The following is a 12,735-nucleotide window of genomic DNA, read 5'->3' as shown; positions in this document are numbered from 1 at the left end:
GAAATTATATTGTTAGTCAGGGGGCAAAAAGTATCACTCTGAATTTATTCAGAAATAATTTTAACCCGTGATCCTTCAAGAAGAGTCTGCGTGGGTGAAAGTCCATTAATCAGACGAAAGAGTTTTTCTTTATGTAGCGTATCTTGCATTTTATCCGAAAGGCTTAAAATCGTATCTTTCTGTTGAACACTGATGACACGAATCTTTAAAGGAGGGAACTTTCTCAATTCTTGAGGAGAAAGGAGGCGAAAACTTTGTGCTGTATTTTGGGCGATGGCCTCAAAATTTTTGGAATGGTGAGGAGCAGCTGTTAAAAAGCGGAAGACATGATTCTTTATGGGAATAACAACTATATTAAATTGCCATTGTTCGTTGCTTGCATAGGCTTGGGCTGCAGGTAAGCTTTGAATTGTTATGGTATGTACAGAGGACATATCAAGTCCAGCAACCCAGCCGCTTTTCAAATAAGCGCTTGCAGACATGTTGGTGGGAAAGGGGACAGTATCAAAACGAATTGCAATTTTTTCTGGACTGCTTGCGATGAAAGCATGGGAAGAATTGTCTATTGTAAAATTGGTTGGGACGGAAAAAGTGACGCTCCATTTGGGATGAACAAATTTGTTTTCTCTCATATATCCTATGTCAGGGCTGTCTCCAAAAATCATGTTATCGATGCTGTTAAGAAAAGTATCGCGGTCGATGTTTTTAGTATTAGGATCAGATTTGCTGATTGTACGCGCTTTATTGATAGCAAGACGAATCCGCTGTGGGGTTGTTGGGTGGTTTGCTAAAAAGTCTAATGAATCGTTGGTAGCTTTTGATATGTTGCGAAAAGCTCTATAGGCTTCCATTGATTGCAGAAAACGTGAAGAAGCAAATGGATCATATCCAGCATGATTGAGCATTTCAATTCCAATGGCGTCAGCTTCAAGCTCCTGGTTCCTTGAAAATTGAGCTAGGGTTTGTTGGTTTTGTACAGTGTTATTTAATTTTTCTTTAGAGGATAATTCAACATGGGAGGAAGTGCTGGTTGTGTGATTTAATTCTGCCTTTTTTTGTAAGCGTAAAATACCATGATTGGCTGTGATATGCGCTATTTCATGAGCTAACACAGCTGCGACTTCTGAAGAGTCATTGGCCAGGGCCAGCATTCCACGAGTCACATAAATATAACCACCTGGTAAAGAAAATGCATTCACATGGGCTGAGTTTAAAATTGTGACATGATAAGTTTTATTAGGATTGTGTGAGACGGCAACAAGTTTTCCTATAATTTTTGCTAACATACGCTCGAGTTTTGGATTATTATATTCATTGCCATAGATTTGTAAGATGCGAGGATGTTGTGCAGCACTCAATGTGGCATAGACGTTATTATTGTTGGTATCGGTGGGCCTTATAGGGAAGTCTGAAGGATGGAAGCGACCATTCCGTTTAAATTCTGTTTGGCATGCCACAAGGAAAAGGAAGAGGCTTACGAGAGATATTCTGTAGATTTTGTGGTAAGAAAAAAAGTTCTTTTGGAAAAATCTGAACCCTCGAATCATTGCATTTCTCATTTTCTTGTTATTTTAGCTTTAAAATTTTGTATGCATTTTATACGTAAAAATTTTATTAGGGATCTTTAGGAACCTTCATAATTATAATCTATAGCGATAATATATCAAAAAGCGCTTTATAAAAGGCATAATATGGTATGAAAACATTTACAATATTGTTAAATGGAGATATTTGCGTTACGCAACGTTTGCATAACCAAATTCATAATAGTCGTGTGATTGCTGCTGATGGTGGGATACGTCATGCTGAGTCATTATGTGTTATGCCGGAATTATGGTTAGGAGATTTTGATTCTTCTAATGAGAACTTACTGCAGAAATATAGTCATATTTCACAGGAATTTTTTCCTTCTGATAAAGATGCAACTGATAGCGCGTTGGCTTGTGAGCGTGCTTTGCAAGAAGGTGCTCAACGGCTTATTTTATGTGGTGCTTTTGGTGGAAAAAGAAGTGATCATACTTTATCTCATATGACTCAAGCAATTGCTCTGGCAGAGAAAGGCGTTTCAGTGTTATTGACCAGTGGTCATGAGGAAGGATGGCCGATTTTGCCACAGTCTTTTTCTGCTAATTTGCCAGTTTTTTCTTGTGATTTACCGGATGGATGCTTGTTTAGTATTATTGGATTTTCTGATTTACAAGGTTTAACAATGTCAGGGGTTAAATGGCCATTGTTAAACAAAAATATTCCTTTTGGGTCTTCTTTAACACTCTCTAACCGTATTTGTGGAACTTTTTATTGTTATTTGGGTTCTGGTAAAGCTATATTATTAGCGTCTGTATCTGTTCCATAAAGTTCTTTGTATGTATAGAAATAAAGAAACAGGAGTAGAAAGAGCACGAAGACTAATATAATGGTATGACATGATTGTAGTCTTTTAAAGTAGAGAAAGGGTCTAATATGTTAAAACCGATTTTGACAATGGCAGTTATTGCAGTTGTTGGTTTGAGTTCAACCGCTTGTACAGTTTCTGAGCGAAAAATTACAGAATATGGTGTTGGTGGTGCTGCATTGGGCGCTCTAGCAGGTTCAGCAATTGGTGGTGGAACAGTTGGGGCAGCAGCAACAGGTGCAGCCGTTGGTGCTATTGCGGGAACTGTGACAGGTGTTTCAGCAGTGCAAAGAAAAAATCAAAAAAAGGTGATTCAGCAGTCTACCTTATGCACTTACAGTGATGGAAAAGGAGGTGTGTATAAAGCGCCTTGTCCTTCTCAAGAACCACAATTGTGTACTTATACTGATAAGAGAGGGAAACTTTACCAGGCTCCTTGCCGTTAATAATTTGAATGGTTGTCCCACTTCTGCGGCTTGATCGTATTTTCTTAACTTTTGGAGGACATCCCTTACTCAACCAGGTAAGTTTATCAATTGGTCAGGGTGAGCGTATAGCCCTTGTGGGTCGTAATGGATGTGGAAAATCGACGCTTTTAAAAATTGCTGCTGGATTATTAGAACCGAGTGGAGGTGAAATTTTTCGCCACCCTCGGGCTGTATTGCATTATGTCCCGCAAAATCCTGATTTTTCAGGATTTGATGATGTTAATGTTTATCTACAAGCTAGTTTAAGTAATACTCATGATAAACGATGGGTAAAAAATCTTTTGGAAAATTTCGGTTTTTCAGGCACAGAAAAGTCAGAGACTCTTTCTGGAGGAGAAAAACGACGTCTTTCATTATTACGGGCAATTGTCGTACAACCAGATATTTTGTTGTTGGATGAACCAACCAATCATCTTGATTTACCAACAATTGAATGGCTGGAGGGAATGTTGTGTTCTTTGCGGTCAGCGATTGTAGTTATTTCGCATGATCGGAGATTTTTGGAAAAGGTGACGCGTTCAACGGTTTGGATCGATAGAGGCACAGCTAAAAGAGTTGAAAAACCTTTTTCTGAATTTGAAAAATGGCGAGATAAGCTGCTTGAAGAAGAAGCCCGTGATCAACATAAATTGGACCGTCAGATTGAACGAGAAGAACAATGGTTGCGTTATGGAGTCACTGCACGGCGCAAGCGTAATATAAGGCGTTTGGGGGCGTTAAAGGAATTGCGTCAACGTTCTCAAACCTATAAAGGGCCGTTAGGAAATACCTCGTTTGAGGCGTCTAAAAATCAGGAATCTGGGCAACTTGTTTTGGAAGCTAAGAAGATTTCAAAGTCTTATGGTGATCGTATCCTTATCAAAGATTTTTCGTGGCGTCTTCAACGGGGGGATAGGGTAGGCTTGATTGGCCGAAATGGTATTGGAAAAACAACACTGCTTTCTGTTTTGATAGGGCAGGAGGCTGCAGATCATGGAATCATAAAGCGAGGATATAATCTATCAATGGCTCTGCTTGATCAACAGCGTACTGTTAATGAAGAGGAAACGTTAGCGCATTATTTAACAGGAGGCAGGGGAGATACTCTTTTGATTAATGGGCAAGAGAAACATGTTGTTTCTTATATGAAAGATTTTTTGTTTTTACCAGAACAAGCGCGTACGCCTTTGAAGGAATTGTCAGGTGGAGAAAGAGCCCGTTTAATGTTGGCACGTCTTTTATCTCAGTCTGCAAATTTTTTAATTTTAGATGAACCCACCAATGATCTTGATATTGAAACGCTTGACCTTTTGCAAGAATTTATTGCTGATTTTCCTGGAACAGTTTTGCTGGTAAGTCACGATAGAGATTTTTTAGATCGAACAGTGACACATATATTAGCCCCTCAGGGAGATGGACATTGGATTGTCTATGCTGGGGGATATAGTGATATGGAAGCTCAAATAAAAAAAGCTGCACTTTCTTTGTGTAAAGAATCGCAAAAGCCAATAATAACACGCGAGCAGACAAAACGGACATCGTTCCGTACAGGAAAAACATCGCGTAAATTATCCTATAAGCAAACATATGCTTTGGAAAAATTACCGGAGCAGATTGCTACGTTGCAGAATGAAATCAAGGAAATTGAAAATTCTCTCTCTAATCCAGCGCTCTATTGTTGTGATAAAAATCGTTTTGAAAATTTATCTATAGATCTAGAAAAAAAGAAAAAACTCTGTGCACAAAAAGAAGAAGAATGGTTAGAGCTTGAACTTTTACGTGAAGAAATAGAACAAAAACACACTGTGAATTAATTCATCCCCAAGGCGTTTTTATAAAGTTGGATGACTGCTTCTTCTTCAATCCGTTTATGATCTTCTTTCTTGCGGAGTCTTATAATGCTGCGGACTGCTTTACTATCAAAACCAGAGCTTTTAAGCTCTGTATACACATCTTTAATATCATCAGAAATGGTTTTTTTTTCTTCTTCTAATCGTTCAATTCGTTCGATAAAACTACGCAGTTGATTGACGGATATAGCTTGTGTGGTATCAATCACATCGCTCATCGTATTTTCTCCGAATATATTATTTGTTGGTTTTTTATAATAAGCCATTATTGGGGATGCCTTAAGAATGGGTAAAGAGTCAAGCTTTACATTTTTTTTTACACATTGACTTTAAATTTTTTTTATAAATAAACTGTCTACATTGGCAAAAAGATATCAAAAAGTGGGAAAGATATGCGAAGCAATATATAGGGTGCAATGGTTTTGAAAAAAGAGAAAAGAAATGAATATTTTATTTTAAATGCTTACTTTAGGAAATGGAACTTATGGGGTTTAAAAAACAATACAAAAACAACACAATGAGCAAGAATTATGCTAAAAGGACTTAGAATTTTATTCTTAAATGTTCTTGTTTTGTTCTTTGCTTTTGAGTGTGCAAAAGCCGATTTTCGGGTTTGTAATACAACGCAAGAGCCTGTTGGCATTGCTATTGGCTATCGTACGGTCTCAAACTGGGTTAGTGAAGGGTGGTGGATTGTTCCAACAACAGAGTGTAGAACCTTGATCGATGGTCCCCTTGTATCACGATTTTATTATTTATATGTCGAAAATACTCGGAAAAAAGGAAGTGGGGTAGGGACAGTTATGATGTGTGTGCAAGATAGTCAATTTACGATTGAAGGGATTCATAATTGTTTTGTGAGAGGGTTTCAAAAAGCTAAGTTTGAAGAAATTGATACTGGTGATCAAACCAACTGGATGGTACAGTTGACCGATAAACCCGTATTGCACGATTCAACAGTGGCCCCGAGTACCTCTGTATCGAAGGCTACATCTGCACCTACGCTCGCACCTCCTGCTGAGCCTAATTCTATATCCAAGTCCATTCCTGTTCCAACGTTTCGATTTTCAAAATCATCATCGTAAGACATGTTATTAGAGAAAATGGAAATCTTTTAAAGATTAAGACAAATTTATCTTTATTCCTGCAGAGCAGTATTATCCTCATTTTCTTTGAGTAATTGCTGGGTAATCTTTTCAATTCTCTTTGTTGTTTCTGTTACAACTTGACTCATCATGTAGTCTCTTTTATCATGTTGTTGGAGAAGAGCTGCGTAGCTTTCTTGTAATTTTTTGTTTTCTCGCTTTATTTCTTCCATTTCATCCATAATCATAATGCCAGCCATAATGGAAAGACGCTGATCACCAATTTCACCAAATTTTTTTTTCAAATGTGCGATATATTGATCCAATTTAGCAGCAAGCTGAATGAGATACTCTTCTTGCCCTGCATCGCAAGCCATACGATAAATTTTTCCATCGATAGTGATTGAAACAGTTTCCATCTGCTTAAACCTTTATCGGTCAACTACAATGCGAATTGTTTCCATAGCTTTAATGAGTCGTTTGGAAACATCTTTGTTGACTAAGGTTAATCGTTCTGTGTGCGCTTCGGCTTTATCAAGTTCTTGAGCCAGACGACTACGATCAGCATTCATTCGTTGAATTTCTTCTTCCCATTCGTTGTTTTTGTCAATAATAGCATTATGATTGATAACAGCCATTTCTAAATTTCTGAGTGCTTTTTCCAATTGTTTTAGAGCTTGTGGTAAAATAGCAGTCTCTTGGTTCATAATGAGCATATTCCTTAATCATCCTTTATGCAAAAACGAATCACTTATGTTCTTTTTTGCATTCATTTTATATCTTAAAGATATAAGCTATTTTAGCAAGCAAGGCAGAAGATTGATGTGAATTAAAAGCTGGATTATTTGACATTATGGGCAGAAGTGTGGTGTGCATAATGGATAGGTAAGGGTGATATTTTAGTTTATATGAGCTATATGTGCGAGTATATGCGTATTTTAGTGATCAACTATAAGGACAGCGGGAATGATTGAAATTAAGAGTAAATTTTACAAAAAATGGTTTATTATTCATGATAAATAACGAAAAACAAAATCAAATGGCTCATGCCATTCGTTTTCTTGCTATTGATGCAATTGAAAAAGCCAATTCTGGTCATCCTGGTTTACCAATGGGAGCGGCCGATATTGTTACTGTTCTTTACACAAAGTTTTTAGCTTATGATCCCAAGAATCCGCGTTGGCCTAACCGCGATCGCTTTGTCCTATCCGCGGGGCATGGTTCGATGTTGCTCTATGCTTTATTGTATCTTTCTGGCTATGAAGATGTCTCTCTTGAGGATTTGCGCAATTTTCGCCAAATAGGGTCTAGAATCGCTGGTCATCCTGAATATGGACATGTGGCTGGGGTTGAAACAACAACTGGACCTCTTGGACAAGGGCTGGCTAATGCTGTAGGAATGGCTCTGGGAGAACGCTTACTAAACGCGCGTTTTGGGGAGTTGATTAATCATTATACTTATGCTCTTGTGGGGGATGGATGTTTAATGGAGGGGATCTCTCAAGAAGCAATAACCCTAGCAGGACATTTAAAACTCAGTAAGCTGATTGTGTTTTGGGATGATAATGATATTTCGATCGATGGAGCTATTTCATTAACCGATAGTACAGATCAAATAGTGCGTTTTAAAGCATCTGGTTGGAATACTATTAAAGTAAATGGACACAACCAAGCTGCTTTAGTGCGTGCTATCGAAGCTGCAAAGGCTTCTGATAAACCAACGTTGATTGCTTGTAAAACAACAATTGGTTTTGGATCTCCTAATAAAGAGGGAACCAATAAGGTTCATGGATCTCCTTTGGGGGTGGAGGAAATTGATGCAACCCGTAAAGCTTTGGGGTGGGGAGAAGAACCATTCGTCATTCCAGCTGATATTCTTGATAGCTGGCGTTTAGCTGGACTGAATGCTGCAAAAAAACGGAAGAAATGGGAAGAAAAGTTGCTTTCTTTATCTGTTGCAGAACGGGCTGAGTTTGATCGGTTGATGCGGGGTGATCTAATCGGAAATTTTGAAGATATTATTGATACCTATAAACAAAAATTAGCTGTTGATCGTCCTGCTGTTGCAACCCGTAAAGCTTCTGAAATGGTATTAGAAGTTATTAATGAAGCTGTTCAGGAAACCATTGGTGGTTCTGCTGATCTCACAGGATCTAATAATACAAAAACGAGTCAGATGAAAATCATTTCTGCAAATGATTTTTCAGGCCGCTACCTCCATTATGGAATTCGGGAACATGCTATGAGTGCAGTGATGAACGGTCTTGCGCTTTATGGAGGTTTCATACCTTATGGTGGAACCTTTTTATGTTTTTCAGATTATATGCGTCCTGCGATGCGTTTATCATCTCTTATGGGGTTGCGCGTTATTTATGTGATGACCCATGATTCAATTGGTTTGGGCGAAGATGGACCTACGCATCAGCCGATAGAGCATTTAGCGACATTACGCGCGCTTCCTAATCATTTTGTTTTCCGACCAGCTGATGCTGTCGAAACACTCGAATGTTGGCAATTAGCCTTAAAAACAAAAAAAACACCTTCTACTTTGGCTTTAAGCCGGCAAAATTTACCTCTTATGCGTCAAGAATATACAAAAGAAAATCTCTGTATGTTTGGTGCGTATGAATTATTAACAGCCAGTGATGATGCAAAAGTGACACTTTTTGCTTCTGGTTCAGAGTTAGAAATAGTTGTGAAGGCGCATTCTGTTTTAGAGGAAAGCGGGATTCCAACACGGGTAGTTTCTGTTCCTTGTTTTGAATTATTTGCACAGCAATCTGCTGCATATCAAAAAGCATTAATTGGTGAGGCACCAATTAAAATTGCCGTTGAAGCAGCTATTCGGCAAGGGTGGGAGCGCTTTATTGGCTGCGATGGAGTATTTGTTGGAATGGAGGGATTTGGGATAAGTGGGCCAAGTGATGCTCTCTATAGGCATTTCGGCATTACATGTGAGGCTGTAGTGGCGATCGTTAAAGAAAAGCTTGAAAAGATTAATAAGGAAAAATAACATGGGTGTTCGCGTTGCAATTAATGGATTTGGGCGGATTGGACGTAATATTTTGCGGGCTATTGTTGAACAAAAGCGCCAAGATATTCAAGTTGTGGCTCTTAATGATTTAGGATCAGTGGAGATAAATGCTCACTTGTTGCGCTACGATTCAGTCCACGGGCGTTTTCCTGCTCCCGTTAAGGTTGTGGGGGATACTTTGGATGTTGGCTGTGGTGCGATTAAAGTTATTGCTGAACGTGATCCGACACAATTGCCGTGGAAGTCTTTAGATATCGATATTGTTCTTGAATGTACCGGATTTTTTACAGCACGTGATAAAGCATGTCTTCATTTAGAAGCAGGGGCAAAGCGCGTTTTGGTTTCTGCACCTTCTGAAGGCGCTGATTTAACAGTGGTATACGGAGTCAATCATCAGGCATTGAGCAAAGAACATCGTGTTGTCTCTAATGCTTCCTGTACAACGAATTGCTTAGCTCCCGTTGTACAAGTGCTCCATAAAGCAATTGGGATTGAAAAAGGATTTATGACAACGATTCATTCCTATACCGGAGATCAGCCTGTGTTAGATACAATGCATAAGGATTTTTATCGTGCTCGTGCTGCAGCTCTTTCTATGATCCCTACGTCAACAGGAGCAGCGAAAGCAGTGGGGCTGGTTTTGCCAGAATTAAATGGTTTTTTAGATGGAGTATCGCTTCGGGTTCCAACACCGAATGTTTCTGTTGTTGATTTGACGTTTAATGCTAAACGTTCTACAACTGTTGAAGAAATTAATGCAGCTATCCGTACAGCTGCTCAAGGACCTCTAAAAGGAATTTTGGATTATACAGAGGAAAAACTTGTAAGTATTGACTTTAATCACGATCCACACTCAGCAATTTTCCAAAATGATCAAACTAAAGTAATTGATGGGAAATTGTGTCGCATTTTAGTTTGGTACGACAATGAGTGGGGTTTTTCAAACCGAATGATTGATACTGCTGTGGCTTTTGCCAAAACGTTGTAAAAAGAAATTTTGGGTTTCTTATACAAAGAGAAAATACGGTGTTTGTAGAGAAAAGGAAGCAGATGTTTTTTAAAAGGGCATTAGAAAAAATTGTTTTAGAAAAAACAGAATGATAAAAATGAAAGAATATTTTGAATGTTGGAGATACCAAGAGCTAAAGGATAGTGAGACAAAAGTGTAAGCTAAAGGGAAGAAGAGGGTTTGAAAGATAAAGAAAAAGAGAAAACAGTTATGGAATTTCGGACACTCGATGATGTTGATGTAACAGGAAAACGCGTGCTGGTGCGGGTGGATTTTAATGTTCCAATGTTGAAGGGTAAAGTGTGTGATGAAACGCGGATTGAACGCCATAAAGACACACTTATCGAACTTCAAAAGCGTGAGGCTAAGGTTATTATCCTATCTCATTATGGACGTCCCAAAGGACAAATGGATCCCGAATTTACACTGCGTCCTGTCGTTGAGACGCTCGGAAAAATCATCAAGAAGCCTATTTTTTTTGCAAATAATTGTATAGGCGATGCAGTCCAGAAAACAGTGGATAAAATGCAGGATGGAGAAATTCTTCTGCTGGAGAATGTGCGATTTTATTCGGGAGAAGAAAAAAATGATCATTCTTTTGCTGAAGCTTTAGCGCAAAATGCGGATCTTTATGTAAATGATGCTTTTTCCGCTTCTCATCGTGCTCATGCTTCAATAGAAGGGATTACGCATCTGTTACCTTCTTATGCAGGGAGAGCATTGCAGCGAGAATTGCAGGCCTTAGAAAAGGGGCTCGATCATCCAACGCATCCAGTGATGGCAATCGTTGGGGGAGCAAAAGTTTCTAGTAAGCTTTTTGTTCTCAATCATTTGGTTAAAAAGGTTGATTATTTGGTTATTGGCGGTGGTATGGCCAATAGTTTTCTTGCGGCACAAGGTTTTTCTGTTGGTAAATCATTATGTGAAGAAATGCTGATAGGAACAATAAAAGAAATTATTGAAAAAGCACATCAGAACCATTGTAAGCTTCTTTTGCCTTTGGATGTTGTGGTTGGGTTTCATTTTGAAAAAGAAACACCGCATCAGTGTTATGCTCTTGATGAAATCCCTGAAGAAGGGATAATTTTGGATATAGGTCCCCGTTCTATTGCACATATTCAGGCGGCAATTGACAAGGCAAAAACTCTTGTTTGGAATGGTCCGCTTGGTGTTTTTGAAATGTCGCCCTTTGATCAGGGAACGGTGACGGTAGCACGGTATGTCGCAGAGCTTAGTCAGCGGGGGCAATTGGTATCCATTGCTGGAGGAGGAGATACGGTTTTTGCACTAAATCATGTAGGTGTTGCCAATGATTTTACCTATCTTTCAACTGCAGGTGGGGCGTTTTTAGAATGGATGGAAGGAAAAAGTCTTCCTGGGATTCTCGCTCTTCAGCAAGTGTGAAGGAAAAAACATTTAATGACTTAAGCAAGTGTATTGATTAGTCATTGATTTTTAGAGCGTGAGAGAAAAAGAGGAGTTTTATATGAATGAACGTCTTGAAGATATTGCATTATCTCTGGTTCGTCGGGGAAAAGGTATTTTAGCAGCAGATGAAAGTACAGCAACAATTGGAAAACGGTTCGAAACTATTAGTATAGAATCTACTGAAGACAATCGTCGGTCTTATCGTGAAATGCTGTTTTCAGCAAAAGAAGCGATGGAAACAGCTATATCTGGTGTGATTTTATTTGATGAAACTATTCGTCAAAAAGCATCAACAGGTCAAATGTTAACCGACCTCATTCGTGATGCTGGTGCTGTACCGGGTATTAAAGTAGATACAGGTGCCAAACCTTTGCCCGCTTTTCCTCAAGAGATGATTACAGAAGGATTGGATGGTCTGCGTGAGCGATTGAAGGACTATTATGCTTTGGGTGCGCGTTTTGCCAAGTGGCGTGCGGTGATTGCAATTGATGCGCACTCTTTACCAACAAAAGGTGCAATCAATCAGAATGCTCAAGCTTTGGCACGCTATGCTGCTTTATGTCAGGAAGCTGGTCTTGTACCAATTGTTGAACCTGAGGTTTTGATGGATGGTCAATCGCGTCAACACTCAATTACGCGGTGTTTTGAAGTAACACAAACAGTTTTAAAAACAGTCTTTGAAGAATTATTTCAAGCACGTGTTATTTTGGAAGGCATGATTTTAAAACCCAATATGGTTATTGATGGTAAAGATGCGCGTAAAGCTTCCGTTGATGAAGTGGCTGAAAAGACAGTTCGCGTTCTTAAGCAGACCGTTCCTGCTGCTGTTCCAGGAATTACTTTCCTTTCTGGAGGGCAATCCGATGAAGAAGCAACAGCGCATTTGTCTGCTATGAATGCTTTGGGTGTTGTTTTGCCTTGGAAATTGACTTTTTCTTATGGACGCGCCTTACAAGCTGCAGCTTTGAAAATATGGGGTGGAAAATCCGAACAAAGTGTTGCAGCACAAAAGGCTTTTTGTCATCGTGCTCAGATGAACCATCTTGCTGCTTTGGGACAATGGACAAAAGAACAAGAACAGTCTTGTGCGTAAGTTAAAAGTAAAACAGAAGTCTGCAGAAAAATTAAAGAAAATCCTGATGAAGTTTTTAGACTAATTTCATTTGAAAAATCGACATGTAGTTATAGTCATTTTGCGAAGATAATTAATTGATATGTTGAAACAGTTCAAATGCAAATTAAACACTGCAAAATAGTTAGAAGTACAGCTCAAACACTATGAAAATATGATCAAGAAAGGGCTCTCCTATTTGAACCCGAATTAGTGGTTTGCAAAACACTCTGCAACATTTAAAAAAATTTATCAAAACAATCAGAGCCTTTTCCTATTATAATATGAGTGATTTAAATAGCCGCTTTGAAAAGATGTAATCTGGTTATGGGAATTATTTAAAAAATACTGGGAAAATG

General features: G+C 38.7%; 11 protein-coding genes and 1 pseudogene. 8 read left to right on the top strand and 4 right to left on the bottom strand.

What is annotated here, in order from left to right; translation table 11 throughout:
* Positions 1–44: 44 nt before the first annotated feature.
* The gene (locus BJB63x_RS05400) at positions 45–1,547 is read right to left on the bottom strand and encodes a M48 family metalloprotease (protein WP_078719311.1); all 1,503 of its coding nucleotides are present in this window, start codon (positions 1,545–1,547) and stop codon (positions 45–47) included.
* A 149-nt stretch (positions 1,548–1,696) separates the two neighbouring features.
* Here BJB63x_RS05400 and BJB63x_RS05395 point away from each other — a divergent pair, with 149 nt between their 5' ends.
* The 3 genes from BJB63x_RS05395 (at position 1,697) to BJB63x_RS05385 (ending at position 4,673) form a co-directional block, all read left to right on the top strand.
* Positions 1,697–2,353 (top strand): thiamine diphosphokinase, encoded by a 657-nt coding sequence (locus BJB63x_RS05395; RefSeq protein ID WP_078719310.1) that lies wholly within the window; start codon positions 1,697–1,699, stop codon positions 2,351–2,353.
* Positions 2,354–2,460: 107 nt separating this feature from the next.
* The gene (locus tag BJB63x_RS05390) at positions 2,461–2,838 is read left to right on the top strand and encodes a hypothetical protein (protein ID WP_078719309.1); all 378 of its coding nucleotides are present in this window, start codon (positions 2,461–2,463) and stop codon (positions 2,836–2,838) included.
* An 8-nt stretch (positions 2,839–2,846) separates the two neighbouring features.
* On the top strand, positions 2,847–4,673 hold the full coding sequence (locus BJB63x_RS05385; protein WP_078719308.1) for an ABC-F family ATP-binding cassette domain-containing protein: 1,827 nt from the start codon (positions 2,847–2,849) through the stop codon (positions 4,671–4,673).
* Here BJB63x_RS05385 and BJB63x_RS05380 read toward each other — a convergent pair.
* A complete protein-coding gene (locus tag BJB63x_RS05380) occupies positions 4,670–4,927 on the bottom strand; it encodes a DUF2312 domain-containing protein (protein ID WP_078719571.1) in 258 nt (85 codons plus the stop codon). The genes BJB63x_RS05385 and BJB63x_RS05380 overlap by 4 nt on opposite strands.
* 312 nt (positions 4,928–5,239) lie before the next feature.
* Between BJB63x_RS05380 and BJB63x_RS05375 the strand changes: the two are divergent.
* Positions 5,240–5,683, top strand: a pseudogene (locus tag BJB63x_RS05375) (DUF1036 domain-containing protein); the annotation flags it as partial.
* Between the two features lie 164 nt (positions 5,684–5,847).
* Here the strand turns inward: BJB63x_RS05375 and BJB63x_RS05370 are convergent.
* Both BJB63x_RS05370 and BJB63x_RS05365 read right to left on the bottom strand, forming a co-directional pair.
* Entirely contained in the window at positions 5,848–6,213 is a 366-nt protein-coding gene (locus BJB63x_RS05370) for a cell division protein ZapA (RefSeq protein WP_078719306.1), read from the bottom strand.
* A 12-nt stretch (positions 6,214–6,225) separates the two neighbouring features.
* Positions 6,226–6,501 carry a DUF4164 domain-containing protein gene (locus tag BJB63x_RS05365; protein WP_078719570.1) on the bottom strand — a complete coding sequence of 92 codons (276 nt, stop codon included), beginning with the start codon at positions 6,499–6,501 and terminating at the stop codon, positions 6,226–6,228.
* A gap of 305 nt (positions 6,502–6,806) precedes the next feature.
* Between BJB63x_RS05365 and tkt the strand changes: the two genes are divergently transcribed.
* The 4 genes from tkt to BJB63x_RS05345 all read left to right on the top strand — a co-directional run bounded on the left by tkt (position 6,807) and on the right by BJB63x_RS05345 (position 12,358).
* Positions 6,807–8,807 (top strand): transketolase, encoded by a 2,001-nt coding sequence (gene tkt, locus BJB63x_RS05360; RefSeq protein WP_078719305.1) that lies wholly within the window; start codon positions 6,807–6,809, stop codon positions 8,805–8,807.
* 1 nt (position 8,808) lies between these two features.
* Positions 8,809–9,816, top strand: a complete 1,008-nt coding sequence (gap, locus tag BJB63x_RS05355; RefSeq protein ID WP_078719304.1) for a type I glyceraldehyde-3-phosphate dehydrogenase — start codon at positions 8,809–8,811, stop codon at positions 9,814–9,816.
* 231 nt (positions 9,817–10,047) lie between these two features.
* Positions 10,048–11,241: a phosphoglycerate kinase gene (locus tag BJB63x_RS05350; RefSeq protein ID WP_078719569.1), complete on the top strand. Its 1,194-nt coding sequence runs from the start codon at positions 10,048–10,050 to the stop codon at positions 11,239–11,241.
* Between the two features lie 82 nt (positions 11,242–11,323).
* Positions 11,324–12,358, top strand: a complete 1,035-nt coding sequence (locus BJB63x_RS05345) for a class I fructose-bisphosphate aldolase (RefSeq protein WP_078719303.1) — start codon at positions 11,324–11,326, stop codon at positions 12,356–12,358.
* The last annotated feature ends 377 nt before the right edge of the window (positions 12,359–12,735 follow it).

Origin of the sequence: Bartonella sp. JB63 (assembly GCF_002022665.1) — a bacterium.
Lineage (GTDB): Bacteria > Pseudomonadota > Alphaproteobacteria > Rhizobiales > Rhizobiaceae > Bartonella.
This window is presented reverse-complemented; position numbering and strand designations above follow the sequence as displayed.

What these genes read in the sequence shown, in the direction of transcription:
- tkt (WP_078719305.1), top strand. Translation starts at nt 6,807, where the DNA reads ATGATAAATAACGAAAAACAAAATCAAATGGCTCATGCCATTCGTTTT.
- BJB63x_RS05400 (WP_078719311.1), bottom strand. Translation starts at nt 1,547, where the DNA reads ATGATTCGAGGGTTCAGATTTTTCCAAAAGAACTTTTTTTCTTACCAC.
- BJB63x_RS05395 (WP_078719310.1), top strand. Translation starts at nt 1,697, where the DNA reads ATGAAAACATTTACAATATTGTTAAATGGAGATATTTGCGTTACGCAA.
- BJB63x_RS05365 (WP_078719570.1), bottom strand. Translation starts at nt 6,501, where the DNA reads ATGAACCAAGAGACTGCTATTTTACCACAAGCTCTAAAACAATTGGAA.
- BJB63x_RS05370 (WP_078719306.1), bottom strand. Translation starts at nt 6,213, where the DNA reads ATGGAAACTGTTTCAATCACTATCGATGGAAAAATTTATCGTATGGCT.
- BJB63x_RS05390 (WP_078719309.1), top strand. Translation starts at nt 2,461, where the DNA reads ATGTTAAAACCGATTTTGACAATGGCAGTTATTGCAGTTGTTGGTTTG.
- BJB63x_RS05345 (WP_078719303.1), top strand. Translation starts at nt 11,324, where the DNA reads ATGAATGAACGTCTTGAAGATATTGCATTATCTCTGGTTCGTCGGGGA.
- BJB63x_RS05380 (WP_078719571.1), bottom strand. Translation starts at nt 4,927, where the DNA reads ATGAGCGATGTGATTGATACCACACAAGCTATATCCGTCAATCAACTG.
- BJB63x_RS05350 (WP_078719569.1), top strand. Translation starts at nt 10,048, where the DNA reads ATGGAATTTCGGACACTCGATGATGTTGATGTAACAGGAAAACGCGTG.
- BJB63x_RS05385 (WP_078719308.1), top strand. Translation starts at nt 2,847, where the DNA reads ATGGTTGTCCCACTTCTGCGGCTTGATCGTATTTTCTTAACTTTTGGA.
- gap (WP_078719304.1), top strand. Translation starts at nt 8,809, where the DNA reads ATGGGTGTTCGCGTTGCAATTAATGGATTTGGGCGGATTGGACGTAAT.